We start from the raw sequence: 26,151 nt of genomic DNA, 5'->3' as shown, positions 1-26,151 counted from the left end.
CGACGGCATCCGTGATCGCGGCGTCGACGCCCTGACGACGGATGGTGTCGATCAGATCTCCGACTCGTGCGATGAAAGCATCCTCCGCCCCGAGCTCGGCCCCGAACAGGTGCAGCTCTGCGATCACGCGCGTCGCGAGCTCGCGACCGTTGCGGGCGGTGGCGGCGAATCCGGCCAGGCGCTCACGGGAGCCGTCCGTCATCGCGGCGGCGTGCAGGCCGGGGTCGAACCCGGGAAGCGGCGCGATGCACGAGAGGTAGCCGGCGACCGTCAGGGCGATCAGGTGCGGCATGTCGCCGCGGCCGAGCGCGAGGAGTGCGGGCTCGGGGATGCGCTGGCGCAGCTTGACCGAGCCGTCGGTGCCGACCTGGCTGGTGCGGTGGCCGAGGGCCGTGTTCTCCCAGCGCTCGAAGAGCTCGCTCTCGTAGGCGCGGATGTCGACGCCGGAGGGCACCTCGATCGACGGCTCGTACTCGTCGTCCATCACGGCGCGAGCGGCCTTCGCGATGCCGTCGAGGCGGATGGCCTCGGGGATCGTGCCGACGCCGGTCAGGGCACCGAGGTAGGCGATCAGGGAGTGCGTGCCGTTGAGCAACCGCACCTTCATCTGCTCGTAGAGCGCGACCTCGTCGGTGAAGACGGCACCGCCGGCCTCCCACGCCGGGCGACCGGCTGCGAACGCGTCTTCGACGGCCCACATGGTGAACGGCTCGGCGGGCACGGGGATGTCGTCTCGCGCGCCGAGCAGCGTGCTGACCCGGGTGCGGAGTTCCGGAGTGGTCGACGGGACGATGCGGTCGACCATGCTCGACGGGAACGTCACGCCGCGATCGAGGAACGCGAGTGCGTCCGCACCCTCGGAGCCGGGGAGCTCCTGCAGGAACTCGCGCACGAGCTTGGCGGTGTGCTTGCCGTTCGCGGCGAGATTGTCGCAGCTGAGGATCGAGATCGGGGCGCCGCCCGCTGCGGCGCGGGCCTGCAGCCCTCGGGCGAGCTGACCGATGGTCGAGCGCGGTGCGCCGCCGCGGAGGTCGGAGCGCACGGCGTCGTCATCCAGATCGAGGCGCTGGGTGGCCGGCGAGTAGCTGTAGCCGTTCTCGGTGACCGTGAGGGTCACGATGCGGATGCCGGCGTCGGCGATCTGGGCGACGATGCGCTCGGGCTGCTCGGCACCGACGAAGGCGTCGGTGTGCACGCCGGGGATGTTCAGCGAGGTGCTGCCGGGGGCGATGGTCGCGACCGAGTAGAGGAAGTCCTGTGCGTGCATGGCGTCGACGATCGACCGCGAGCGGGATGCGACGCCGACGATGCCCCAGTCGCCTCCGGCGGCCTCGAGCGCCGCGGCCGTGTAGACGGCCTGGTGCGCGCGGTGGAAGCTGCCGAGTCCGAGGTGCAGGATGCCTGCGGCGGAGGGGGTGGCTCCGGGGGTGGCGCTCGCGGGGGTGGTGCGGCGCAGGACCGGTGTCTCGATGCTCACGCGTCGGCTCCTTCGCTCCGGGCCGGGCACCCGAATGGGTGATCGGCGATGATCGTCCTGCAAACAGTGTGAATGAGTTGTACAAACTTGTCAAGCCATCTTTCATCCAGGGGCGTGACCGTAGGATGACGGGGAGGGCGGGAGCAGAACATGGCGGCGACACTGACGGATGTGGCACGGCACGCAGGCGTGTCGATCGCCACCGCGTCGCGCGCCTTCGGGGAGCCGGATCGGCTCGCCCCCGGCACTCTCGGGCGCGTTCTCGAGGCTGCGACCGAGCTGGGGTACGCCGCCCCGCAGTCGGCGACCGCGACTCGCACCTTCGGGGTCGTCGTGCCCGATGTGTCGAACCCGGTCTACGCCACGCTGCTCAAGGCGATCCAGGGCCAGGCGTGGCACGGGCATCACCGCATCGTGCTGTTCGACGCCGACGAGGATCTGCGCCGCGAGCGCGAGCAGATCGAGCAGGCACGCAAGCTCGACGGCATGCTGCTGTGCTCGCCGCGACTGCCTGATGATGACGTTCTCGCCCTGGTCGGTGACACCCCCTATGTCGTGGTCAACCGCCAGATCGACGGCGCGCCCTGCGTGCTCATGGACACCGAGAACGGACCGGGTCAGGCGATCGAGCATCTGGTCGCACTCGGTCACACCCACATCGCCTACGCCTCGGGGCCGCGCGGTTCGTGGGCGGACATCCGCCGCGCCGACACGGTCGCCCGGGCGTGCGAGCGCCACGGCATTCGTCTCACCCGCCTCAGCCACCACGCGGCATCCATCCAGGGCGGTCGTGCGGCTGCCGCGCTCGCCGCGGCGAGCGGCGCGACCGCCGTCGTCGCGTACAACGATCTCGTGGCCCTGGGGTTGGAGGCCGGGATGCTCGAGCTCGGCAAGCGATGCCCCGCCGACATCAGCATCGTCGGCATCGACGACATCGACCTGGCGGGGGCCGTCACCCCAGCGCTCACGACGGTGCGGATGCCGATCCTGCTGCTGCAGGCGATGAACGGCACGGCGATCGACGATGTCGTGACCCTCGGATCGCAGCTGATCGTGCGTGCGTCGACTGCTGCTCCAGCTGCCCTCTGAGGTCGACCACCACCTTTCAGCGGAGAATCCCCCGCTGACGCGCCGCGGAGACCGCGGCGGTGCGTGAACTGACGTCGAGCTTCGAGAAGATGTGCGCGAGGTGCGACTTCACGGTCGTCTCGCTGACGAAGAGCGCGTCTGCCACCTCGCTGTTCGATCGCCCGGCGGCGACGAGCTCGAGCACCTCGATCTCGCGGCTGCTGAGGCTGACGCGCGGCGCGCGCATGCGATCGAGCAGGCGGGAGGCGATCACCGGCGCGAGCGCGCTCTCTCCGGCGGCCGCCGCGCGCACGGCGGCGGTCAGCTCGTGCGGTGGGGCGTCCTTCAGCAGATAGCCGCTCGCACCCGCCTCGACGGCCCCGAGGATGTCGGCATCCGAGTCGTAGTTGGTGAGCACGAGCACGTAGGGCGGTGCCTCGAGCGCACGGATGCGTCGTGTCGCGTCCACGCCCGTCGTCGGGGAGTGGGAACCGAACTGCAGATCCATGAGCACCACGTCGGGATTCTCTCGCTCGGCGCAGGCGACGGCCTCCTCAGGTGTGCCTGCCTCGGCGACCACCTCGAGATCCGCTTCGAGACTGAACAGGGCGGTGAGGCCTGCGCGGACGATGGGGTGATCGTCGGCGATGACGAGCCGGATCATGCGAACTCCGTCAGCGGGAGGTCGACGGTCAGTGTCGTTCCTCGTCCCGATGCGGTGTCGATCTCGAGTCGTCCGCCCAGCTGATCCACGCGCTCGGCGGTCGCGCGCAGGCCGAAGGAGTCGGACTTCTCGGCGGCATCCGGTGCGGGGCGCTCGGCATCGAATCCTTCTCCGTCATCCTCGACGGTGAAGCGCAGGTGGTCTTCCTCGATGCTGATGGTGACCGTCGCGGTCGTCGCGTGGGCGTGCTGGAGGACGTTCGCGATCGCCCCCTGCGTGATGCGCAGCAGCGCCGTCTGCAGATGCATCGGCAGGGCGATCGTGTCGGACACCCGCACCTGCACGTCGAGTCCCTGGGTCGCCCACTGCGTGCGGGCCAGTCGGCGCAGTGCCCCACCGAGGGTCTGGTCGTCGAGCTGGGGAGGCGTCAGCTCGCGGATGAACCGCCGCGCCTCGACGAGGTTCGCGGCAGCCGTCTCGCGTGCGAGTCGAATGTGCTCGATCCCCGGGCGTGTGTCGTCGGCGCGTTCCGCCGCATGCAGCAGCATCTGGATGCTGGAGAGTCCCTGCGCGAGCGTGTCGTGGATCTCACGGGCGAGACGTGCGCGTTCTGCGAGGACGCCCGACTCATGCTCCTGCGCGGCCAGCTGCCCGCGGGTCGCGAGCAGCTCACTGACCAGGGCCTCGCGTTGCTGCGCCTCGTTCGCCAGAGCCTGGTAGCCGAGTCCGATCAGCAGCGCGACGCCGGCGCCGACGAACGGGCCGACGACTCCGCCGACGCTCCATCCGCCGTGGATGCCGAGCGCGCACACCGCGACGATCGTCGACACGAGTATCGCGGCCGACCCCGCCCAGCGCCCCAGCAGGTGGAGGAACAGGAAGAACAGCGGGAAGACGAGGTAGGCGGCATCCGAACTCACCCACAGCAGAGCCAGCCACTCCGCCGAGAGCAGGGCCAACCAGATCAGTGACATCAGACGTCGTGCGTGGGAGAGGCGGGTGAGCAGCAGACCCGACGCGTACGTGACGCCGACGATCAGCGCCAGGACCACCGCAGAGACGCTCGACTCCGACGGGTCGAGCACGGCCCTGACGATGACGAGCCCCGTCAGGGCGAAGAAGAGAACGTGGAGGCCCGTCCGCAGACCCACGAACACCGGGGTCAGAGCGGTATGCGCCATGGATCGAACTCTACGCCGCCGCACCGAGCGGCGGCATCGTCCGAAAGGACGATCGAGGCATCCTCCTCCCGGGCGCGAAAGCCCCTCCCCGTGGCCGATGACCAGGACGGCGCCGACGGCGAGAGTGGAATGGTCGCCGCATCGGAGACAGGAAAGGCCACACCATGTTCGTCGCGCTACGCGATCTCCGCTTCGCCAAAGGGCGATTCATCCTCATCGGCTCCGTCGTCGCCCTCATCACCCTTCTCGTGGGGTTCCTCAGCGGACTGACGGGAGGGCTCGCCATCCAGAACGTCTCGGGCGTGCTCGCGCTTCCCGCAGACCGGATCGTGTTCTCCGTCCCCACGGGCGGAGACGATGCGGCCAGCTTCGCGGACTCCACGATCACCGAACAGCAGGCGGACGATTGGGCGGCGACGGCGGGTGTGACCGACGCACGCCCCCTCGGCATCAGTCAGACCCGCGCCGAGACGGACGACACCCGTGCCGCGATCGCGGTGTTCGGTGTCGAGCCGGGCTTCGACGCGAATGCGCCGTCGGAGGACGGCCAGTTGCGACTGTCGGTGCCCGCTGCGGATGCGCTCGGAGCGAAGGTCGGCGGGCAGATCGAGATCGCCGGCGTCTCCTACGACGTCGAGACGGTCGAGGGAGACGCGTGGTACAGCCACACTCCGGTCGTGCAGATGACCCTGCACGACTGGCAGACGTACTCGGCATCCACCGGAAATCCCGATGCCTACGCCACGGTCCTCGCTGTCACGGGCGCCGTCGATTGGGACGTCGCGGACACTGCGAACGACACGATCTCGGAGACGACCCTCGGCTCACTGACGGCGCTGAGCGCCTTCCGCTCCGAGATCGGATCGCTCCTGCTCATGGTGGCCATGCTCTTCGGCATCTCGGGACTCGTCATCGGGGCCTTCTTCACCGTGTGGACCATGCAGCGCAAGGGCGACGTCGCCGTGCTCAAGGCGCTCGGCGCAAGCACGAGGTCCCTGATCCGCGATGCTCTGGGTCAGGCGCTGATCGTCCTGCTGGTGGGCATCGGCATCGGTCTGGGGCTGGTCACCGTGCTCGGCCTGCTCGCCGGCACCGCCCTTCCGTTCCTGCTGAGCCCCGTCACGACCATCCTTCCGGGCGGCATCATGATCGCCCTCGGCCTCGCAGGGGCCGCCTTCGCCCTGCGCTCCGTCACCTCCGCCGACCCCCTCACCGCCCTCGGGAGCAACCGATGATCCGCCTGAACGACATCACCCTGACCTTCCCCGACGGCGACTCCCGGGTGACCGCCGTGGACGGCATCTCCCTCACCGCCCACCCCGGAACCGTCACGGGCATCACGGGCCCCAGCGGCTCAGGCAAGTCGAGCCTGCTCGCCGTCGCCGGCACGCTTCTGCGGCCGGATTCCGGCGAGATCCTCATCGACGGCAGCGACGTCACGGCTCTCAGCCCCGCCGAGGCGACGCGACTGCGGCGGGACCGGATCGGGATCGTCTTCCAGCAGCCCAACCTCATCCCCTCGTTGACCGCCCGTGAGCAGCTCAGCGTCATGAACGAGCTCGGCGCCCCGCGCAGCCGTCGCCATCGCGCCGAGGCGGCCGCTCGTGCGGATGAGCTGCTCTCGGCTGTCGGCCTCGCCGAGCACGGTCACAAGAGGCCCCATCAGCTCTCCGGCGGCCAGCGTCAGCGCGTCAACATCGCGAGAGCACTGATGAACGATCCGAGCGTGCTCCTGGTCGACGAGCCCACCAGCGCCCTCGATCAGGAACGCGGGGCCGCCATCATCGATCTCATCCTGCGGCTCACCGACGAGCGGAACACGTCGACGCTGCTCGTCACCCACGACCTCGTGCATCTACCGCGCATGCACGGGGTGCTGCACCTCGTCGACGGTCGTGCCGTCGACGACGCGGCTGTTGCGAGGCGTTGACCGTCGACTACTCGCCGGAGCTCTGCCTGAACTGACGCTCCCAGTCGCGCAGCTCGCTGCGACCGATGAGCGAGTCGAGCGACACCTGGAAGAGCAGTCCCTTGCGGGCGTTGACCTGCTTGATGTTGTCGACGATCTGCGTGGTCACGGCCGCCAGCGCCTCGCGCACCTCGGCGATGCGCTCGTCCGGGGCATCCCAGAGATCCGGCCGGGTGAGCAGGTCGAGCAGGTAGTCGCGGTCGAGGGCGGCGACCAGGCGAGCGAGCTTGTCGGAGTACTCGGCTTCGGCGAGCACGCTCTGATCCTCGCCGGCCTTGGCGTCGAGGCGGATGAACAGTTGCTCGACGTGCGACGCGAGAGCGTCGATCCCTGAGGCGGTCTCTGCCGCGACCGCGCTGGCCGGCACGGCGGCGTAGTCTGCGCGCAGCTCGCGGAGGCGGTTCACCCGCAGACGGATGCCGGCGGGCACCGGATCCGTCGACACCGGGGTCGTGCGTCGTCGGCGTCGGGCGATCAGTCCGACAGCTGTCACGGCAGCCGCGACGAGCACCACTCCGCCGATCACGAGCGGGATGACGGGTTCGGCGACCCCGGGGTCGCCACCCGACGACGCCGGCGTCTCCGCCGAGATCTCCGTCACGGTCTCGACGAGTTTGTCCTGCAAGCTGCCACCCGAAGACTCGTTCTCGTTCGCGATGCGCAGCGCGTCATCGCCGATCGCCGCAGACGCGGCCTGCAGATCGTTGCCGATCGCGACGATCACGGTCTGTTGACTCGCACCCGCGGTGAGCTGATCGAGGATGTACGTGTTGTACGGGGTATCGGTGGCAGCACTCGCCGGCAGCACCACCACCGCGATCGATCCGTCGCTCGGGACCACGCTCGCGAGCGCATCCGTCAGCGCTGGTCCCCCCGACACATCGGAGTCGACATAGATGTTCTGACCGGATATGCCGTCGACGGCATCATCGATCCAGGGGTTGTTCGATGCGGAGAGGGACGGCATCCGAATCCTCAGAAGTTGTTGATCACGGACGCGAACACGAGGTCGATCCGCTCGGCGTCGGAGGCGTCGAACAGCTGACCGCCGGTCACATCGGCGATGCGCTGCAGCGCCGACGTGTCTGCGCCCTCTCCATACGCGATCGGGAATATACGGACCGGGGCGTCGTCGCCGCCCTCCTTGGTGCTCTTGCCGATCTTCGCGATAAGCGAGTCGAGGGAAGTGGCGGAATCGGTGTCCTCGCCGTCGGAGAGCAGCACGATCGCGTTGATGCGGCCGGGCTCGGCTCGCTCGCTCATGGCCTCGTACGCCAGCAGGATCGAGTCGTAGAGAGGCGTGCCGTTGCGCTGTGCGTAACGCAGATCGTCGAGCGAGGAGTCGAGCTTCTCGCCGTCGGAGCCGAGCGCACTGACATCGCGCAGCACCTGGATGCCCTCGCCCTCATCGGACGAGATACCGGTGGTGAACGCCCACACCCCGATCTCGTCGGTGGAGCGGAAATGGTCGAGAGTCGTCTGCGCGCCTTCGATCGCCCCGTCGAGACGCGAACGCCCGTCGCCGATCGGGTCGTCCATGGATCCCGAGATGTCGATCAGCTCGAGCACGGACGAGGGCTTGCGCACCTGCGTCCACTGGTCGATCGCCGTGGAGATCACGTCGACGTCGGGCTTCGGCAGCGTCACCGCGGGCTGCGCGGGGTCGACGCCGAACTTCGCCGTGAACAGGTCGCCCAGGGGCACCGACTCGTCGAGCGGGCGGAAGCCGTAGTCGGGCAGGATCTTCTGCGCCGCGGTGGTCTGCACGAAGGCGGCGAACGCCTCGCCGGCGGTGCGCTGCTCGGCCGTGACCCAGTCGGCGCCGAGCACGGTGATCGGGTTGTCCGACCACATCGACCCACCCTCGGGGTAGACCGCGACGAGCTTGGTCTTGGGCGGGGTCAGGGTCTCACCGGGCTGCACCGTGTGCGAGTCGGGGTTGCCCTGGTTGTAGTTGAGCAGCGAGGTCTCCTCCAGCGCGACGGCCGAGACATAGGCCGAGCCGTTCGAGCCGTTCTGGGTCTCGTCGTAGAGCGTCGAGAGCACGTTGCCGGTGGTGTCGCCGTAGTGGATGACGCACTCCTCGAACACGCGGGAGAAGTCCGCCGATGCCTCGACGTCGGCGGAGGTGAGCCCCTCGGCCTTGCCGGTCGCCTCGTACGACTGCATGAGGATCGTCGAGAGTCCTGTGGTCGACGTGTTCGGGTTGGTCTTCGAGATCTTGAACGCGCCCCAGATGTCCTTGCCGACGCTGCCCCACCCGGCCGGGTCCTGGCAGAGGTTCTCGAGGTCGGTGATGCTGACGGGGGTGTTCGGCCAGCCGAGGGCGGTCGCCATCGGCTCGGGCATCCCGAACACCACGGGCGTGCGGGTGAACGACTTCGGATCGCCGACGAGACCCGGCGATGCGGCTGCCGCGACGCGGTCGGTCCAGACGGTGGATGCCGGAGACCACAGCGTGGGCCACAGCGACTGATCGTCACTCGGCCAGTCCTCACCCGAGGTCAGGAAGCGAGTCGCGTTGCCGGACGACACGTTCGTCGGACGCACGGTCGCGCAGGTCTCGAGCCCCTCGTGCTCGGGCGAGTCCTTGAATGCCTTCGCGAGCTCGTCGAGCATGTTGACCTTCTCCGACGAGGTCGCGACGGTGATGTGCGTGCATCCGTCGTCGGGGAATCCCTGCGATCCGTCGGTGGACGTGCCCTCGTCGCCGCCGCCCGTGCAGGCGGACAGTGCCAGGGCCGCGATCGCCGTCATGGCGAGGGCGGCGGGGATGCGTCGTGCGGTGCGAGGCGCGCTCATGCGCCCAGGCTACCGAGGTATGGCGTGCGCGATCACGTATCGGTCCGATCTTGTGACCCGCTCCAGTCGGGGACCGGCTCGATCGCGCCGCGGAGTACGCTCGCTCGTGTGGGGCGGATCACGACGAGGCGACCGATACTGAAGCTCACCCTCGGCGAGGGTGCGAGCCGGCGAGCCGACACGCTCGCGGTCGAGGAACCGCTCGAGATCAGGGTCGCGGGCTCGCCGCTCGCGGTCACGATGCGCACTCCGGGGCACGACGTCGAGCTGGCGGCCGGGTTCCTCGTGTCCGAAGGGATCATCGCGCGCACTGCCGACTTCCACTCGGCGATCCACTGCGGCGGCCCGGGCACCGGCGGGCAGGAGAACACCTACAACGTGCTCGATCTCACTCTCGCCCTCGGAGTCGCGCTTCCCGACCCCGAGGCGGCGCGACGCTTCTACACGACCAGCTCCTGCGGGGTCTGCGGCAAGGCCAGCATCGATGCCGTGCGCACCGTGTCACAGCATCCGGTCATCGACGACGACATCGCCATCGACGCGGAGCAGATCGCATCGTTCCCCGATCGGCTGCGCGCCGAGCAGGCGGTGTTCGACAAGACCGGCGGACTGCACGCCGCGGCGCTGTTCGACGCCGACACCGGTGAGATGCTCGTGCTGCGCGAAGACGTCGGCCGCCACAACGCGGTCGACAAGGTGGTGGGGTGGGCGCTGCTGAACGACCGACTGCCTCTGCGCCGACAGATTCTGCAGGTGTCGGGGCGAGCCAGTTTCGAACTGGTGCAGAAGGCCGCGATGGCCGGCATCCCGATGCTGAGCGCCGTGTCTGCACCGTCATCGCTCGCCGCCGAGCTCGCCGACGAATCGGGGGTGACGCTCGTCGGGTTCGTCCGCGGGCGGTCGATGAACGTCTACACGCACGCGCACCGGGTGCGGCTGGATGCCGGAACAGTCGGTGCGGCCGAGCCCGCCGCGGAAGGAGCGAGCCATGCTCGATAGTTGGGGAACCTCCGGGACGGCCTTCGGACTCATGCCCATGGAACCGCGGCAGGGAGGGTACGGCCCGCGCACCGACCGAGCCTGGTCGCGTACGCCCTACCGCCACCCGGCGGCAGGATGGGGAGCCGCCGTGTCGGTGGGGCGGGTGGTGCTCGAGCAGCGCCAGCCGATCGCCGGTCCGCTCGCGATGCTGCAGATGAACCACCCCGTGTCGGGCTACGACTGCCCCGGCTGCGCGTGGCCCGACGACCTCGGCAACCTGAAGCTCGACATCTGCGAGAACGGCATCAAGCACGTCACCTGGGAGATGACGCGCAAGCGCGTCGACCGGCGCTTCTTCGCCGAGCACACGGTCACCGAGCTCGCCACCTGGCCGGATTTCGACCTCGAGGATCAGGGGCGACTGACCGAGCCGATGGTCTACGACGCGGACACCGACCACTACGTGCCGATCTCATGGGACGACGCGTTCGCGCTCGTCGGCGACGAGCTGCAGGGTCTCGACAGCCCCGACGAAGCGGCCTTCTACACGTCGGGCCGTCTGAGCAACGAGGCCACATTCCTGTACCAGCTGATGGTGCGGGAGTACGGCACGAACAACCTCCCCGACTGCTCCAACATGTGCCACGAGGCATCGGGCCGGGCGCTCAAGGCGTCGATCGCCACGGGCAAGGGCACCGTCGACATGCACGACTGGAACGACTGCGACGCCCTCTTCGTGCTCGGCGTGAACGCGGCATCCAACGCTCCGCGCATGCTCACGGCGCTGGCGGATGCCGTGAAGCGCGGCGCCCAGGTGGTGCACGTCAATCCGCTCCTCGAGGCCGGCGCCACCCGCACGATCGTGCCGCACGACTTCGTCGACATGGCGCGCTTGAAGGCGACGGGCACGAGCACGATGAACCTGCAGGTGCGCCCCGGCGGTGACCTCGCCCTGATCCGCGGCATGTCGAAGGCGGTCTTCGAAGCCGCTGTCGATGACCCTTCGGTGCTCGATTCCGAGTTCCTCTCGTCGCTGACGAACGGTGTCGAGGCGTACCGCGCGCTGGTGGAGGACACGACATGGGCCGACCTCGTCGCGCAGTCGGGACTCACCGAGGAGCAGATCCGCGCGGCCGCGGCTGTGTACCTCGCGTCGGAGCGCACGATCATCAGCTGGTGCCTCGGCGTGAGTCAGCACGAGCACGGCGTCGACACGGTGCGCGAGATCGTCAACCTGCTGCTGCTGCGGGGCAACATCGGGCGCACGGGCGCGGGGCCTTCGCCGATCCGCGGGCACAGCAACGTGCAGGGCAACCGCACCTGCGGCATCGACCACCGGCCGACGGGCGCCTGGCTCGACCGCCTCGCCGAGGTCTGCCGCATCGATCCGCCGCGGCACCCCGGTCTCGACACCGTGCGCACGATCGAGGCGATGCACGACGGCCGGGTGAAGGTCTTCGTCGGCATGGGCGGCAACTTCGTGCTCGCGGCCCCCGACACCCCGTTCACGGCGCAGGGCCTCGAGAAGTGCCGACTCACGGTGCAGGTGAGCACCAAGCTCAACCGCAGTCACCTCGTGCATGGGGAGAAGGCGCTGATCCTGCCCTGCCTCGGACGCACCGAGCGCGACCAGCAGGCAGAGGGACCGCAGGGTGTCACGGTCGAGGACGCGATGAGCATGGTGCACCTCTCGGTGGGGCGCAAGCAGCCGGCATCCGCCTATCTGAAGTCAGAGCCGGCGATCATCGCCGGGCTGGCGAAGGCGACGCTCCCTGACACGCAGACCCCGTGGGATCGGTACGTCGGCGACTACGACACGATCCGCGACGTGATGGCGAAGGTGCTGCCGGGGTTCGAGGGGTTCAACGAGCTCATCAGGGACGCGCACGGATTCCGCATCCCGCAGCCGGCGAGACAGCGGGTGTTCGAGACGCCGTCGCGGCGCGCGGAGTTCTCGCTCGCGGTTCTGCCGAACGTCATCCCCGAGTCCGCCGACACCCTGGTGCTGCAGACCGTGCGTTCGCACGACCAGTGGAACACCACGATCTACTCGAACGACGATCGCTACCGCGGGGTGAAGAACCTCCGCGAGCTCGTGTTCCTGCACGAGGACGACATGCGCGACCGGGGTCTGGCCGAGGGTGACCTCGTCGACATCGTGTCGACGTCGAAGGACGGATCGACCCGGATGCTGCGCGCCTTCCGCGCGGTTCCGTACGACCTGCCGCGCGGCAGTGCCGCGGGCTACATGCCCGAGATGAACGTGCTGATCGGTCGCAAGGACTTCAGCGCGCAGAGCGATCAGCCGCTGATGAAGAGCATCCAGGTGACCGTCACGCGCTCGGGGGCGTGAAGCGCGCGGCGGATCCTCAGGCGTCGACCGTCGAACCCTGCAGCGCATGCACGACCGGGGCGAGCTCGGGCTGAGTGACGGCTTCACCGAGGGTGCGCTCGAGCGTCTCGTCGTGGATCGGATGCGCGCTCTCATACAGCGCCAGGCCGGCGGGGGTGAGCTCGGTGTAGATGCCGCGACGGTCGTCGGCGCAGAGGATGCGAGTGAGCAGTCCGCGGTCTTCGAGGCGGGTCACGAGCCGCGTCGTCGCGCTGGGGCTGAGGGCGGTCGCGCGGGCGAGCTGCTGCATCCGCATGTGCCATCCGTCCTGCCGGCTGAGCGCGTCGAGCACGGTGTATTCGACGACCGAGAGTCCGGCCGAGGCGCCCAGTGCCTTCTCGAGCTCGGCCTCGATGATGCCGTGCAGCGCGGCGAGGGTGCGCCATCCGCGCGCTCGGATCTCGACGGCGTCGTCTGAGATGCCCATGGTGACCTCCAGCGCCACGTGAGCGCATAAGTAGTTGCTTGCGCGGGATAGTTGCGTGTGCAATGATTATCCCTCGAGACGCAATATCCCGCGTCTGCAACAACTTTAGCAGAGGACTTCGGAGCGCACCCATGCCACTCGGACTCATCGCACTCGCCATCGGCGCCTTCGGGATCGGACTCACCGAGTTCGTGATCATGGGCCTTCTTCCCGAGGTCGCCACCGACTTCGGGGTCACGGAGTCCACCGCCGGCTGGCTCATCTCGGGCTACGCCCTGGCCGTGGTCGTCGGGGCGCTCGGCCTCACCGCCGCCACCACACGCCTGCCGCGCAAGCCGGTGCTGCTCGGACTCGTCGTGCTCTTCATCGCGGGCAACGCCCTCACGGCTCTCGCCCCCGACTACACGGTCGCCATGATCGGTCGCATCATCGCCGCCCTCTGCCACGGCGCCTTCTTCGGCATCGGTTCGGTCGTCGCGGCCGATCTCGTCGCCCCCGAGAAGAAGGCACGCGCGATCGCCATCATGTTCACCGGGCTCACCGCCGCGAACGTCTTCGGCGTTCCCTTCGGCACGTTCCTCGGGCAGCAGTTCGGCTGGCGCTCGACGTTCTGGGTGATCTCGGTCATCGGCATCATCGCGTTCGTCGGCATCGCACTTCTCGTCACCGCGCCGAAGGTCACCGGCGCTCAGGTCAGCCTGCGCAGTGAGCTGCGCGCGTTCCGTTCCGGCCAGGTCTGGCTGTCGCTGATCGTCACGGCCCTCGCCTTCGGCGGCATGTTCGGTGCCTTCACCTACATCGCCTACACGCTCACCGGCGTCACCGGCTTCGCCGACACCACCGTGCCGTGGCTGCTCGTGCTCTTCGGTGCGGGTCTCGTCGCCGGAAACTGGATCGGTGGACGCCTGGCCGACCGCTCGATCGACCGCACCCTCCTGATCTTCATCGCCGCGCTCGTCGTCGTGCTCGTGGCGTTCGGCTTCTTCGCGTGGTCGCAGCCCGTGACGATCGGGATCCTCGTGCTGATGGGAGCGTTCGGCTTCGGCACAGTGCCGGGACTGCAGAGCCGCATCATGCACTACGCCGGTGGGGCGCCCACCCTCGCCTCCGGAGCGAACATCGGCGCGTTCAACGTCGGCAATGCGCTCGGCGCCTGGGCCGGCGGACTCGGCATCGCCGCGGGACTCGGCTACACCTCACCCATCTGGATCGGCGCCGCGATCACGGCATCCGCCCTCGTCGTCATGGTGATCGCCGTGATCACCGCACGGCAGCCCGCCCCGACCGCCACCGGAACCCTCCAGACCGTCGCCGCCTGACGACCCGATCCCGAACCCCCACACAGAACACGAAGGACACCGCAGTGAGCACTCCCACCATCCCCACCGTCACCCTGAACAACGGCATCGCGATGCCGCAGCTCGGCTACGGCGTGTTCCAGGTGCCGGATGCCGAGACGACGACCGCCGTCGCGGCAGCCCTCGACGCCGGATACCGCAGCATCGACACCGCAACCATCTACGGCAACGAGGCGGGTGTCGGCCGTGCACTCCGCGAATCGGGCATCGCCCGCGACGACCTCTTCGTGACCTCCAAGGTCTGGATCGCCGATCACGGGTACGACGCCACCCTGCGGGCATATGACGAGTCGCTGGAGCGCCTCGGCCTCGACCACCTCGACCTGTACCTGATCCACTGGCCCACTCCTGCTCTCGGAACGTATCCCGAGACGTGGCGCGCCCTCGAGAAGCTCTACGCCGACGGGCGCGTGCGGGCGATCGGGGTGTCGAACTTCGAACCCGAGCACCTCGAGCGGATCGCCTCCGATCAGGGCATCGTGCCCGCCGTCAACCAGGTCGAGCTGCACCCGGCTCTGCAGAACCGCGCGGTCGTCGCGGCGAACGCCGAGCGCGGCATCGTCACCGAAGCCTGGAGCCCGCTCGCGCAGGGTGCCGTGCTCGGCGATGCCTCCGTGGTCGAGATCGCCGACCGCCATGGCAAGACGCCGGCGCAGGCGGTGCTGCGCTGGCACGTGCAGCAGGGGCGCGTCGTGATCCCGAAGTCGGTGACCCCGGCCCGCATCGCCCAGAACCTCGATGTGTTCGACTTCGAGCTGACCGCGGACGAACTCGCGACGATCGACGCTCTCGAGCGCGACGGTCGCACCGGACCCCACCCCGCTCAGTTCAACGGCTGAGCCGAAAGAGTGATGCGGGCGCGGCGGCTACTGCGCCCGCATGAACTCCTCAGCGGCGGCGACCTGCTCGGGAGTCGGGCGGATGCCGGTGTACAGCACGAACTGCTCGAGCGCCTGCAGCGTCGCGACCTCCGCGCCGGTGATCACGGTCTTGCTCGCCGCGCGGCCCGCCGCGATCAGCGGGGTCTCGGCGGGAAGGGCCACGACGTCGAACACGACGGATGCCGCGGCGATCTGCGCCTCCGAGAACGACAGCGCATGCTCTTCGGCTCCGCCGGCCATGCCGATCGGCGTGATGTTGACGATGATGTCGGCGGTCACGGCATCCGCATCCGCCGTCCATTCGAAGCCGTAGAGATCGGCGAGGCCGCGACCGCGCTCTTCGTTGCGCGCCGCGATCGTGACCCGCGAGAAGCCGGCGTCGCGGAAGGCCGCAGCGGTGGCCTTCGCCATCCCGCCCGAGCCACGCAGCAGCACGGAAGCCGTCGGGTCGAGAGAGTTCCGCTCGATGAGCTGGGCGATCGCGCTGTAGTCGGTGTTGTATGCGGTGAGCACGCCGTCGTCGTTCACGATCGTGTTGACAGACTCGATGGCCGAGGCAGAGGCATCCATGTGGTCGACGAGTGCGATCACATCTTCCTTGTAGGGCATCGAGACCGCGCATCCGCGGATGCCGAGTCCCCGCACGCCGGCGATCGCCTGGCCGAGGTCGGTGGGGGCGAAGGCCTTGTAGATCCAGTTCAGGCCGAGTTCCTCGTAGAGGAAGTTGTGGAATCGGGTGCCGTTGTTGCTGGGCCGCGCTGACAGCGAGATGCACAGGGTCATGTCCTTGTTGAGCATGGTCACGCCTCCAGGGTACTCGCGGGAGTGCGCGGATCCTCCCGACCTCAGAATCCGCTGACACCCGTAGCGTGATCGCGATCACTCCCATAGTGTTGTGAGTGCATGCACAGGGGATTGATCGTCTCCGTCCACCCCAGACGACGGGCTGCCTTCCCCAGAGGCAAAGGCGATCCGTGCATGCGATTGGGCCCTCTCGAGTGGTTCTGTCCCCAACGGGCCGCTCGAGAGGGCCGCTGTCTGCACGGACTTCCAAACTTTTTTGCCTTTTGTCCCCCAAATGGGGGACAAAAGGCTCGCGGAGGGGTTACGCTGGTATCTGACGCACCCTCCGGTCGTCTTCGGCCCTCATCGCTCCCCCCGCGGTGAGGGCCACACCATTTCTCCGGCCGTCCACGATGTCGTGGAAGACGGCCCTATGTGACGCGAGATGACCTCTCATGCAACATTTGGGTTACGGGCTGACCTCGCCTCTTCCGCTCTGAGCGTGCTCCACTAGCGTGGGTCTCGTCGGTGCATCCTGCGTCGGCTTCTTTCCCGCAGCAGAACAGGCAGTACATGAGCACCCAGGGCACGGTCAAGTGGTTCAACTCGGAGAAGGGCTTCGGCTTCATCTCCCCCGACGACGGCGGCGCTGACGTCTTCGCGCACTATTCCGCCATCCAGTCATCCGGCTACCGGTCTCTCGAAGAGAACCAGCGAGTCGAGTTCGAGGTCGCGCAGGGCCCGAAGGGCCTGCAGGCTGAGAACATCCGTCCGGTCTGACCGGACGAGACGAGAACTCCCTGACCGGGAGGTCCGCCGTACGGCGCGACCCTCCGGCAGGGAGTTCTGTGTCTGACGCCGGGTTCGCGGCGCGGGCGCGCGCACCGCGTAGGGCGGAAGAGTCCGTGAAGGGCGGACGCACGGCATGAGACTCCGCCCGACGGGGAGTTCTCCGCCCGACGCGGTGAGCGACGAAAGGACTCAGGCGAGCAGCAGGGAGCGCAGCTCGTCGACGGATGCTGCGCGGAATGCCGCCTCGTCGCCCTCGTCCGGGTCGCTGAAGCCCCACTCGACGAAGATCACGGGCACGTCGTTCGCGTTGCCGCCCTCGACATCGTGGTGGCGATCGCCGATGAGCACGGGGCGCGAGATGTCCGCACCGCGATCTGCGAGGCGGCGCAGCGCCTCGGCGACGATGTCGGTCTTCGACGCGAGCGTGGACTCATCGGGGGTCGATCCGACCGTCGTGAGGAAGAACGGGCGCAGCTCGAAGTGGTCGACGAGGGCGTCGACCTGGATCTCGGGCTTCGAGCTCGCGGTGGCCTGCGGAACTCCGGCCGCATGCAGGTCGCGGATGATCTCGGAGACGCCCGGATAGGTCTTGACGTCGGTCGTGTAGCCGTCGGCCTTGCCGAGGGTGCGGTAGAACGACACGGCTTCGGCTGCCTGCTCGGGGGTCATGCCCGCCTGAGCCTGGAAGGACTGGAACATCGGCGGGCCGATCCAGTGAACCAGCTCTTCGCGCGTGGGGGCCGGGTGGCCGAAGTGGGTGAGAGCGACGTTCAGCCGGCGGAGGATGCCGACCGAGGCGTCGACGATCGTGCCGTCGACGTCCCACAGCACGCAGGAATAGGGGGAAGAAGCCATGTCTTCCAGCCTATGGGCTGTGCGGGAACCCTCGGACGACCGTGAACATGTGTGCAGGCGCCCTGCTGCCGAACGTGCGCGGCCTCAGAAGAGGCGCGGGATGCCGGACTCGATGCCCTTCATGTCGTCGTAGTCGAGCACGAGGCAGCGGATGCCGCGGTCCTCGGCGAGCACGCGGGCCTGCGGCTTGATCTCCTGCGCGGCGAACACTCCCTGCACCGGGGCGAGGTGCGGGTCTCGGCCGAGGAGCTCGAGGTACCGCGTCAGCTGCTCGACACCGTCGATGTCGCCACGGCGTTTGATCTCGACGGCGATCGCCGCACCGTCGGCATCGCGCACGAGCAGATCGACGGGACCGATCGCGGTCGGGTACTCGCGGCGCACGAGCGTCGCCCCCTCGGCGACGCGGTCGACCTGCTCGGCGAGCAGACGCTGCAGGTCGGCCTCGACGCCGTCCTTCTGCAGACCGGGGTCGATGCCGAGGTCGTGCTTCGTGTCGTGGATGATCTCGTAGATCTGCACGCGTAGCGCATCGCCGGTCTTCTTGTGGGTGACGCGCCACACCTCGGTGACACCCGCGATCGACTCCTCTTCACCGGGCTCCTCGGTCGAGAGCGAGCACGGCGGGCTCATCCAGTTCAGCGGCTTGTAGCTGCCGCCGTCGGAGTGCACGAGCAGACTCCCGTCGCCCTTGTGCACGAGAAGACGCGTGGCGAGCGGGAGGTGGGCATTGAGCCGGCCCGTGTAATCCACGGAGCAGCGGGCGATGACGAGACGCACCCGACGAGCCTACTTCGTCGGGCGGAGTGCTTCTGCGGCGGTGGGTGTCGCTCCTGGTGTTTCCCCACATGCCGGGCTGCTGTCCTTCCGCGCGATCATGCGGAACTGGATCCTGACATTCTGGGCGCGCCGGCGAAGAATGAGGAGATGACCGTGTCGATCGAACTGGTGACGATGATCGTGTCTGTCGCGTCCACGATCTTGGGACTGGCGTCGGGATTCGGATGGGTGATCAGTCGCATGGACGCGAGGTTCGCGGGTGTCGAGCAGCGGATGGATGCGCGGTTCGAGAGGGCTGAGCAGCGGATGGATGCGCGGTTCGCGGGTGTCGAGCAGCGAGTGGATGCGCGGTTCGACCGCGTGGAGGCGGACATCGCTGAGGTCAAGGCCGACATCGGCGAGGTGAAGGTCTCCGTCGCGCGACTCGAGGGCCCGGCACAACGCCTTCTCGTCGCGCGGTGACGATCATCGACGAGGGCCACCCGAGCGCCCTGAACTCCCCCCGAGATCCGTGGTGTGGGATCGAGGTATGGGCACCCGTGTGACGACGTCTGACGCTCAGTTCCGCGTCGCCGCGGGCACGGATTGCTCCGACATCTCGTCCGCGCGGAGCGGTCGAGCAGCACCCGAGAAGAGGCCCGACAGCACGACGAGGCCGACCAGGATGAAGAGCGTGTTCAGCAGTCCGATGTGCTCGCTGATGAAGCCGAGCACGGGAGGACCGCCGAGGAACGAGATGTAGCCGATGGTCGCGGCCGCGCTGACGCGGGCGGCCGCCTTGGCCGGGTCGTCGGCCGCAGCCGACATGCCGAGCGGGAAGCCGAGCGAGGCGCCAATGCCCCACAGCGCCGCACCGGCGAAGACCAGCGGCAGGCTCGGCGCGAGGATGAACAGCAGGATGCCGGATGCCGCCGCGACGGCGAGAACCCGCAGCACCGCCACCCGTCCGAAGCGGTCGACGAGAGGTCCGCCGAAGATGCGGACGGCCGTCATCGCGACCGAGAACGTGGCGAGCGCGGCGGCGCCGAGCGCGGTGCCGCCACCGTGATCCTCGGCGACGCCCAGGGCGAGCCAGTCGTTGGCACCGCCCTCGGCGAACGACATGCCGAGCATCACGACACCGATCGCGTAGGTGCGCGGCTCTCGCCAGGCCGACAGCGCGACGTGCATCCGCTCGCGCCAGTGCGGCTTCTCGCCGTCTTCTGCGCTCGGATCCAGCGCCTCTTCGCGTCGAGGCACGTTGGCGATGCTGGCGACGCCGATCGCGGCGATCAGCACCGCGATGACGAGAGTGTGGGTGAAGACGTCGATCTGCAGCTGGGCTGCGAGGGCGCCGAGGCCCGCGCCGATGACGGTGCCGAAGCTGAAGAAGGCATGGAAGAGCGGCAGGATCGTCTTGCCGGAGTGCTGCTCGATCGCGGTGGCCTCGACGTTCATCATCACGTCGACGCATCCGTTGCCGAGTCCGAACAGCACGAGGCCGATCAGCACGACCGTGTACGAGCCGAGCACGTTGGCGCCGATGCCGATCAGGGCCACGCCCGAGGCGAACGTGAAGATCGACACCATCATGCCGAGGCGTGCGCCGGTGCGCGCCATGATCGCGGGGCTCGTCGAGATGCCGATGATCGAGGCGATGCCGGCGCCGAGCAGCAGCATGCCGACCTGGGCCTTGTCGATGTCGAGCGCGAGCTTGATCGACGGTACGCGAGACGCCCAGGTCGCGATCGACAGGCCGCTGGCGAGGAAGATCGCGAAGATCGCGGTGCGCCAGCGGACGTACTGCGAACGAGTGAGGGCGGTGTGCATGACGGAGAGTATATCGAATCGATTCGACTCCACGAAAGTCCGGAGGCTATCCTCAAGGTATGACCAGTCAAGACGCCCCGCGTCGCGCGACGATCGCCGATGTCGCGCGCACCGCGGGAGTCGCCACCTCCACCGCATCCGTCGTGTTCAGTGGAAAGGCCAAGGTGGCGCCGGCCACCCGCGAGCGGGTGCTGGCCGCCGCTGCCGATCTCGGCTACGCCGGTCCTGACCCTCGGGCCGCCTCGCTGCGGCGTGGACGGAGCGGCATCGTCGCGGTCGTGCTCGAGGGGCATCTGCGCACGGCGTTCCTCGATCCCGTGAGCACCGCGCTGATGGACGGCCTCACCGACGGGCTCGCGGACCTCAGCGCCGGCATCCTGCTGATGCGCGACGAGCCCGGCGACGACGGAGCGTCGCTCGTGAACGCGCCGGTCGACGCGGTCGTGCTGATCGGATGCTCGGGCCGCACCCGCGCATCGCTCGACATCGTGCGCGGACGCGGTCTTCCGGTCGTCGTGATCGAGGGCGATGCGGGCGAGGGGATTCCGCGCGTCACTCTCGACAACGCCGACGCGTCGGCCGACGTCGCGCGGCATGTCCGCGATCTCGGCCATCACGACGTCGCGCTCGTCACCCTCCCGCTCGACAACGACCGCGAACGGGGGATCGTCACGCCCGAGCGGCTCGCCTCGGCGACGATCGACGTCACGATCGACCGCCTCTCGGGTATGCGGGAGGTCTTCCCCGACGCGCCGGCGGTGTCGGCATCCGGCAGCTTCATCGACGAGGGGCTGGCCGTCGGGCGCGAGCTGCTGGCCGACGAGTCATCGCGCCCCACGGCGATCCTCGCGCAGAGCGACCTGCTGGCGGTCGGGGTCATCCGTGCCGCGGAGGAGCTCGGCCTGCGGGTGCCCGAGGACCTCTCGGTCGCGGGCTTCGACGGGGTCGACGTCGACGGACTCGGAGGGCTCGTGCTCACCACCAGCGTGCAGCCGGCTGTCGAGAAGGGGCGTGCAGCCGGAGAGCAGGTCGCACGGATGCTGCGCGGCGAAGACGCGGTGACCCTGCACCTGACCTGCCGTTTCCGGCAGGGCACGACCACGGCGCCGCCCTCACGCTGACCCGGCAGCCGCCCGTTCAGGAGTGCGCGGGTCCGATCGGCAGCGACGCATCGCCGAAGTCGACGACCGTGTAGCGGCCGCAGTCGATCCTGCGTTCCGGATCCGCCTGCACGGGCAGCTCCCACGGCACGGTCTGCGCGTCCTCGATGAGGAACGACGCCGTCGCATCGGGGGTGAAGTCCGCGCGGTCGACGAGCCAGGCGTAGCCGTCGAGACGGTGGTCGACCTGCACGAGTCGTGACGGATCGGCCAGGTGCAGCTTCGGCAGACGCACGGTCCAGAACTGCCCGGCGCCGGTGCGGCCCGACGCGTCGACCCAGTCGGTGACGCAGGCGAGGTCGTCGTCGGGCCTGTGCGCTGCCGCAGCGAGCCGCGGGATGCTCACGCTGCCGCCTATCAGCAGCAGAGCGGCGACGATGGCCGCGGCGGCGCGGGTTCGGGCTCGGCTGAACACCAGCGGTCGCGGCACGGCGACCAGCGCGAGCACCGGAGCGAACGCGACCGGCTGCAGGTAGCGGGCGGCGTGCGTGCCGAGGGCGATCGCGCCCGCGACGACCAGCACCGGCACGATCCAGGCGGATGCGGCGACCAGCCGTTCACCGGCATCTGTCGCTCGTCGAGTCCTGATCACCGCGAAGGTCAGGAGCGCTGTCGAGATGACGGCCGCCAGGGCGCCCGGCGGAGTCTGCAGACGCACGATGGACAGCTCGCCGTAGTAGGCGAGCGACTCGAGCCATCGTGAGGGATCCGCGTAGCCCGCGCCGGTGTTCGCGATCCATGCCGAGAACGGAATGCGAGTGAGAAGGCCCAGTGCGCTCCCGCCCACCAGGACGGCGAGCATGCCGACGAGCCGCTCGCGCTGCGGTGAGCGCCAGGCCGAGATCGCGAGCAGCACGCCGAGCGGAGCGGTCGCCCATGCCAGGTACAGCGGATTAGAGAGCGTCGACAGCATCGCGACGACACCGAGGGTGATCACGAGCGCGACGGAGAACCGCGGAGCATCGAGCATCCGTCGCACGAGTCCGATCGTGAGCACGACCGCGACCACGGTCGCCGCGTAGTACGTGGTCGTCAGCTGCAGGGAGGCGAGCTCGAGGGCATCGCGCGACGGGGAGGACTCCGTCATCGCGAGCACGCCGAAAGCGGTGAGGGCGATGAGTGACCACAGGATCGGCGACCTGCCCGTGCGGGCGCGCCCGGCGACGAGCCGGATCGCCCCGTAGAGCGCCAGCAGGTTGAGCACGGCGCTGACCGCGAGCAGGGCGTCGACGTCGAGGGGCAGGAGCGCCCGGAGGGCCACGAACACCGCGACCTCAGGCAGGAAGAGCACGCTCGACATCGCCCAGTCGAGCGGGTCGCCAGCGAGGATCGAGCGCGAGAGCAGCGCGACGACGAGCGAGTCCCCGTCGTCGAACAGCATCCCGGAACGGGGGGACGACGCGATCGTGCCGGCGACGATCAGAGCGATCGCGGCGGCGAGCAGCCAGCCGACGAGCTCTCGCACCCACCCCCGCGTCACGGCCCTACTCTGCCACCCCCCGTTACGAATCGCTCACTTTGCAGATCTCAGAGCCCGATATCTGCAAAGTGAGCGATTCGAAAAAGGGGGGAGGGGGTCAGGAGGTCTGCGCCCGAAGGTCCCAGATCTCCTCGAGCGGCGCGGTGCCCTCGGCGCCGTCCGCATCGCGGAAGACCTCGACGAACCGACCGATGTCGGCCTGCCAGGCGTGGTCGGCCGGGTCGTCGCTCAATGCGGCGACGGCGGCATCCCAGTCATCGCAGTCGACGAGGTGGAAGAGACGGTGACCGGATCGCCAGATCGTCCAGTCGTGGATGCCGATGCGCGCGAAGCTCGCAGCGAGAGCATCCGGGATGCGTGCGTGATTCGTGCGGTAGTCGTTGATCGCGCCCGCGCGGATCTCGGAGTGGAGAGCGATGCGCATGGGGTGCCTTTCGTCTGCGTCGACAGGGTCACACCATCTTCACACCCTTGCGATCCCCGTCGTAGATCAAGTATCCTATAGGAAATCTTGAACTCGAAGGAGAGGCTCAATGACAGACGCAGGCTTCCGGCGCCCCACCGAACGCATCCCTGGCGGGGAGTGGTTCAGCGGCGCAGGACTTGGGATCTTCGTGCACTGGGATCAGGCGTCACAGCAAGGGATCGAGATCTCGTGGCCGCTGGTGGGGCGGTCTATCATCCCGGGCCAGGATGCCGTGGAAGACTCCGTGACCGTCGCCGAGTACCAGGCGACCGCCCCCACCTTCGACCCCACCGAGTGGGACGCCTCCGACCTCGCGCGTCGAGCGCGGGAGGCGGGCGCGACCTATGTCGTCTTCACCGCTCGTCACCATGCGGGCTACAACATGTTCTTCACCGAGCAGTCGGACTTCGGCGTGCAGCACGGCCCGTTCGGGCGCGACATCACCCGAGAGTTCGTCGAGGCCGTGCGCGCCGAGGGCATGAAGGTCGGCATCTACTACAGCCTTCCCGACTGGAATCACGCGGACTACCCGGCGTTCCGCGACGAGGACCTGCCGTACAAGCTCGAACACTGGCCGGCGGCGGGCCTCGCCGAGTTCGCCGACACTCCTGATGCCACCGACCGCCACCGCCGTTCAAGCCCCGAGGAGTGGGCTCGATACCTCGACTACGTGCGAGCGCAGCTCACCGAGCTGCTCACGAACTACGGCACGATCGACCTGCTGTGGTTCGACGGCGACTGGGAACGCTCCGCCGTCGAGTGGACCGCACCGGGGCTCCGCAGACTCATCAAGCAGTTGCAGCCCGACGTCGTGATCAACGATCGGCTGCCGGGACAGGGCGACTACCGCACCCCCGAACAGGGCTTTCCGCTCACAGCGCCGACGGGGCCGTGGGAGCTGTGCCTCACGATCGGCGACCACTGGGCCTGGCGCAGGGGCCCCGACAACGAGAAGTCGGCGCGCTCGCTGCTCGTGACGCTGATCGATGCGGTCGCCCGGGGCGGCAACCTGCTGCTCAACGTCGGTCCTGGCCCCGACGGCACACTGCCCGAGGTCGAGCAGGGGAGGCTCGAGGAGTTCGCGGGATGGATGCGGGCGCACGCCGAGTCCGTGATCGGCGTCGATCCGACCGTCGGCATCGACGTCCACGGCCCGACGACCGCGCGGCCCGGCCGGCTCTACCTGCACCTCACCGCGCTGCCCGTCGAGGAGATCATCGTGCGCGGCCTGCCGGTGCGAAGGATCACGCACGTGCACCGCCTCGCGGACGGCCTCGAGCTGCAGCACGATGCGAGCTTCGAAGTGCACGAGGCGTCGACCGCGGGGGACGACCTGGGCGAGTTGCGCATCGTGGCGCCTGAGCCGAGCGGCGCCCTTGTCGACGTCATCGCCATCGACTTCTCCGAGTGACCCGAACTGTACCTGAACACCGCACCATCCGAGCAACACCCCCTCACCCATCGCATCGATCTCAGCATCCAATGAAGGAGGCAGACAGTATGAATGCACCCGCATCCCGACGCGCGAAGCGTCTCGTTCTGACCGGCATGGCAGGACTCGCCGCGGCCGCGCTCGCCGGCTGCGCCGGCAGCTCTGCAGGAGGCTCCGGCGGCGACGCAGGCGGCCCGCTCGTGCTCTACACCTGGGCCGCCAGTGAGGGCGACCAGGCGCAGTGGGCCGACTTCATCGACGGCGCGAAAGCCGAGAATCCAGACCTCGACATCACGGTCGAGGGTCCGAGCTTCTCGGACTACTGGACGAAGGTGAAGACCCGCCTGAGCGGATCGAACCCGCCCTGTCTGCTCACCACTCAGGCGGCGCGAGCGCAGGAGCTCGGCGATCTGCTCATGCCCCTCGACGACCTGATCGAGAAGAGCGGCTTCGACATCGACAACATCGACGCCTCGATGCTCAGCGGCATGACGGTGGACGGCACCATTCGCGCCATCCCCTACGACGCCGAGCCGATCGTCCTCTTCTACAACGTCGAGGCGTTTCAAGCCGCCGGCCTCGATCTGCCCGGCACCGAGTACACCCGCGACCAGTTCATCGCGGATGCCAAGGCGCTGACCGACGGAGAGAAGAAGGGCCTCGCGCTCGCGCCGGGCATCTTCATCCCGAACGCCTGGTCTCTGGCCGACGGCGTGCCTGCGGTCACCGAAGACGGAGAGCTCGATCTGACCAACCCCGAGTTCGTCGATCAGGTGCAGAGCTTCTTCGACCTCGTGTCGGTCGAGCAGGTCGCGAAGGCACCCGAGGCCGCCGACGGGTCGGAGGTATCGCAGCAGGCGTTCACCTCGGGCGCGGTGCCGATGCTGATCGAGGGACCGTGGATGTACGGCAGCTTCGCCGACACCGCCGACTTCACCCTCGGCGTCACCATCGTCCCGTCGACCAGCGGCGAGGCCGCGGCGATGACTGCCGGCTCCGGCTTCGGCATCGCCGCCAACTGCGACCGCCCCAATGAGGCGTTCGCCGCGATCGAGGCCCTGACCTCGGTGTCGGTGCAGGAGAAGCAGGCCGAGGCCCGCGGCATCGTCCCGGCGCGCATCGAGGCTCTCCCCGCGTGGGCCGAGGGCAAGACCGAGGGTGCGGCCGAGGTCGTCGAGGCGCTGCTCGCCGACGCGACCCCGCAGCGCACCACCCCGACCTGGAACCAGGTCGAGACCCTGATGACCCAGTACGGCGTGCAGGGCTACCGGGGTGAGCTGACGGCCGAGGAGATCATGGAGACGATCCAGAACTCGGTGGGCGGCTGAGCCGATGGCCATCATGAGCGAGCGGACGGAGGCCACGGCCTCCTCCCCGATGCCCGGTGCGGCGGG

General features: G+C 68.7%; 24 protein-coding genes. 12 read left to right on the top strand and 12 right to left on the bottom strand.

Annotated features, from left to right (window positions below; all coding sequences use genetic code 11):
- Positions 1 to 1,477: mannitol dehydrogenase family protein (locus RTM68_RS07820; protein WP_312169818.1), on the bottom strand; the 1,477-nt coding region annotated here is incomplete at its 3' end.
- Positions 1,478 to 1,627: 150 nt separating this feature from the next.
- Between RTM68_RS07820 and RTM68_RS07815 the strand changes: the two genes are divergently transcribed.
- Positions 1,628 to 2,566, top strand: a complete 939-nt coding sequence (locus RTM68_RS07815) for a LacI family DNA-binding transcriptional regulator (RefSeq protein WP_312169817.1) — start codon at positions 1,628 to 1,630, stop codon at positions 2,564 to 2,566.
- A gap of 16 nt (positions 2,567 to 2,582) precedes the next feature.
- On the opposite strand, the gene RTM68_RS07810 is transcribed toward RTM68_RS07815, so the two are convergent.
- A complete protein-coding gene (locus RTM68_RS07810; RefSeq protein ID WP_312169815.1) occupies positions 2,583 to 3,209 on the bottom strand; it encodes a response regulator transcription factor in 627 nt (208 codons plus the stop codon).
- Complete coding sequence (locus RTM68_RS07805) at positions 3,206 to 4,390, bottom strand: sensor histidine kinase (RefSeq protein ID WP_312169813.1); 1,185 nt, start codon at positions 4,388 to 4,390, stop codon at positions 3,206 to 3,208. Before RTM68_RS07805 ends, RTM68_RS07810 begins: the two co-directional genes overlap by 4 nt.
- A gap of 164 nt (positions 4,391 to 4,554) precedes the next feature.
- Between RTM68_RS07805 and RTM68_RS07800 the strand changes: the two genes are divergently transcribed.
- Together RTM68_RS07800 and RTM68_RS07795 are read left to right on the top strand one after the other, a co-directional pair.
- Positions 4,555 to 5,625, top strand: a complete 1,071-nt coding sequence (locus tag RTM68_RS07800; protein WP_312169811.1) for an ABC transporter permease — start codon at positions 4,555 to 4,557, stop codon at positions 5,623 to 5,625.
- On the top strand, positions 5,622 to 6,320 hold the full coding sequence (locus RTM68_RS07795; RefSeq protein ID WP_312169809.1) for an ABC transporter ATP-binding protein: 699 nt from the start codon (positions 5,622 to 5,624) through the stop codon (positions 6,318 to 6,320). Before RTM68_RS07800 ends, RTM68_RS07795 begins: the two co-directional genes overlap by 4 nt.
- A 7-nt stretch (positions 6,321 to 6,327) precedes the next feature.
- On the opposite strand, the gene RTM68_RS07790 is transcribed toward RTM68_RS07795, so the two are convergent.
- Both RTM68_RS07790 and RTM68_RS07785 read right to left on the bottom strand, forming a co-directional pair.
- Complete coding sequence (locus RTM68_RS07790) at positions 6,328 to 7,326, bottom strand: hypothetical protein (RefSeq protein WP_312169808.1); 999 nt, start codon at positions 7,324 to 7,326, stop codon at positions 6,328 to 6,330.
- 8 nt (positions 7,327 to 7,334) lie between these two features.
- Positions 7,335 to 9,161 (bottom strand): substrate-binding and VWA domain-containing protein, encoded by a 1,827-nt coding sequence (locus tag RTM68_RS07785; RefSeq protein ID WP_312169806.1) that lies wholly within the window; start codon positions 9,159 to 9,161, stop codon positions 7,335 to 7,337.
- 108 nt (positions 9,162 to 9,269) lie between these two features.
- Here RTM68_RS07785 and fdhD point away from each other — a divergent pair, with 108 nt between their 5' ends.
- Both fdhD and RTM68_RS07775 read left to right on the top strand, forming a co-directional pair.
- The gene (gene fdhD, locus RTM68_RS07780; protein ID WP_312169804.1) at positions 9,270 to 10,160 is read left to right on the top strand and encodes a formate dehydrogenase accessory sulfurtransferase FdhD; all 891 of its coding nucleotides are present in this window, start codon (positions 9,270 to 9,272) and stop codon (positions 10,158 to 10,160) included.
- Complete coding sequence (locus tag RTM68_RS07775; protein WP_312169803.1) at positions 10,150 to 12,495, top strand: FdhF/YdeP family oxidoreductase; 2,346 nt, start codon at positions 10,150 to 10,152, stop codon at positions 12,493 to 12,495. Before fdhD ends, RTM68_RS07775 begins: the two co-directional genes overlap by 11 nt.
- A 16-nt stretch (positions 12,496 to 12,511) precedes the next feature.
- Here the strand turns inward: RTM68_RS07775 and RTM68_RS07770 are convergent, their stop codons facing one another.
- The gene (locus RTM68_RS07770) at positions 12,512 to 12,961 is read right to left on the bottom strand and encodes a MarR family transcriptional regulator (RefSeq protein ID WP_312169801.1); all 450 of its coding nucleotides are present in this window, start codon (positions 12,959 to 12,961) and stop codon (positions 12,512 to 12,514) included.
- 131 nt (positions 12,962 to 13,092) lie between these two features.
- Here RTM68_RS07770 and RTM68_RS07765 point away from each other — a divergent pair, with 131 nt between their 5' ends.
- Together RTM68_RS07765 and RTM68_RS07760 are read left to right on the top strand one after the other, a co-directional pair.
- Positions 13,093 to 14,280: an MFS transporter gene (locus RTM68_RS07765; protein ID WP_312169799.1), complete on the top strand. Its 1,188-nt coding sequence runs from the start codon at positions 13,093 to 13,095 to the stop codon at positions 14,278 to 14,280.
- 92 nt (positions 14,281 to 14,372) lie between these two features.
- Positions 14,373 to 15,158, top strand: a complete 786-nt coding sequence (locus RTM68_RS07760) for an aldo/keto reductase (RefSeq protein ID WP_312169820.1) — start codon at positions 14,373 to 14,375, stop codon at positions 15,156 to 15,158.
- A 27-nt stretch (positions 15,159 to 15,185) separates the two neighbouring features.
- Here the strand turns inward: RTM68_RS07760 and RTM68_RS07755 are convergent, their stop codons facing one another.
- Positions 15,186 to 16,004 (bottom strand): shikimate 5-dehydrogenase, encoded by an 819-nt coding sequence (locus RTM68_RS07755; RefSeq protein WP_312169797.1) that lies wholly within the window; start codon positions 16,002 to 16,004, stop codon positions 15,186 to 15,188.
- 552 nt (positions 16,005 to 16,556) lie between these two features.
- On the opposite strand from RTM68_RS07755, the gene RTM68_RS07750 reads away from it, so the two are divergent.
- The gene (locus RTM68_RS07750) at positions 16,557 to 16,763 is read left to right on the top strand and encodes a cold-shock protein (protein ID WP_194764439.1); all 207 of its coding nucleotides are present in this window, start codon (positions 16,557 to 16,559) and stop codon (positions 16,761 to 16,763) included.
- Positions 16,764 to 16,964: 201 nt separating this feature from the next.
- On the opposite strand, the gene RTM68_RS07745 is transcribed toward RTM68_RS07750, so the two are convergent.
- Complete coding sequence (locus tag RTM68_RS07745; RefSeq protein ID WP_312169794.1) at positions 16,965 to 17,630, bottom strand: HAD hydrolase-like protein; 666 nt, start codon at positions 17,628 to 17,630, stop codon at positions 16,965 to 16,967.
- Positions 17,631 to 17,714: 84 nt separating this feature from the next.
- Positions 17,715 to 18,410, bottom strand: a complete 696-nt coding sequence (nucS, locus tag RTM68_RS07740) for an endonuclease NucS (protein ID WP_241795687.1) — start codon at positions 18,408 to 18,410, stop codon at positions 17,715 to 17,717.
- A 147-nt stretch (positions 18,411 to 18,557) separates the two neighbouring features.
- Here nucS and RTM68_RS07735 point away from each other — a divergent pair, with 147 nt between their 5' ends.
- Positions 18,558 to 18,872: a response regulator gene (locus RTM68_RS07735; protein ID WP_312169792.1), complete on the top strand. Its 315-nt coding sequence runs from the start codon at positions 18,558 to 18,560 to the stop codon at positions 18,870 to 18,872.
- A gap of 96 nt (positions 18,873 to 18,968) precedes the next feature.
- Here RTM68_RS07735 and RTM68_RS07730 read toward each other — a convergent pair whose 3' ends face one another.
- On the bottom strand, positions 18,969 to 20,219 hold the full coding sequence (locus RTM68_RS07730; RefSeq protein WP_312169790.1) for an MFS transporter: 1,251 nt from the start codon (positions 20,217 to 20,219) through the stop codon (positions 18,969 to 18,971).
- Between the two features lie 59 nt (positions 20,220 to 20,278).
- On the opposite strand from RTM68_RS07730, the gene RTM68_RS07725 reads away from it, so the two are divergent.
- On the top strand, positions 20,279 to 21,340 hold the full coding sequence (locus RTM68_RS07725; protein WP_312169788.1) for a LacI family DNA-binding transcriptional regulator: 1,062 nt from the start codon (positions 20,279 to 20,281) through the stop codon (positions 21,338 to 21,340).
- A gap of 16 nt (positions 21,341 to 21,356) precedes the next feature.
- Here the strand turns inward: RTM68_RS07725 and RTM68_RS07720 are convergent, their stop codons facing one another.
- Positions 21,357 to 22,859, bottom strand: coding sequence for a hypothetical protein (locus RTM68_RS07720; protein WP_312169787.1), 1,503 nt, complete (start codon positions 22,857 to 22,859; stop codon positions 21,357 to 21,359).
- A gap of 97 nt (positions 22,860 to 22,956) precedes the next feature.
- Positions 22,957 to 23,283: an L-rhamnose mutarotase gene (locus RTM68_RS07715; RefSeq protein WP_312169785.1), complete on the bottom strand. Its 327-nt coding sequence runs from the start codon at positions 23,281 to 23,283 to the stop codon at positions 22,957 to 22,959.
- A gap of 109 nt (positions 23,284 to 23,392) precedes the next feature.
- Here RTM68_RS07715 and RTM68_RS07710 point away from each other — a divergent pair, with 109 nt between their 5' ends.
- Together RTM68_RS07710 and RTM68_RS07705 are read left to right on the top strand one after the other, a co-directional pair.
- Entirely contained in the window at positions 23,393 to 24,736 is a 1,344-nt protein-coding gene (locus RTM68_RS07710) for an alpha-L-fucosidase (protein WP_312169783.1), read from the top strand.
- Positions 24,737 to 24,825: 89 nt separating this feature from the next.
- Positions 24,826 to 26,085 (top strand): sugar ABC transporter substrate-binding protein, encoded by a 1,260-nt coding sequence (locus RTM68_RS07705; protein ID WP_312169781.1) that lies wholly within the window; start codon positions 24,826 to 24,828, stop codon positions 26,083 to 26,085.
- Positions 26,086 to 26,151 lie beyond the last annotated feature (66 nt).

The sequence above is a fragment of the Microbacterium sp. genome, from assembly GCF_031988965.1.
In the GTDB taxonomy this organism is placed as follows: Bacteria; Actinomycetota; Actinomycetes; order Actinomycetales; family Microbacteriaceae; genus Microbacterium.
Note: the sequence above shows the minus strand (reverse complement) of the source record. Positions and strands in the feature narration are given on the sequence as shown.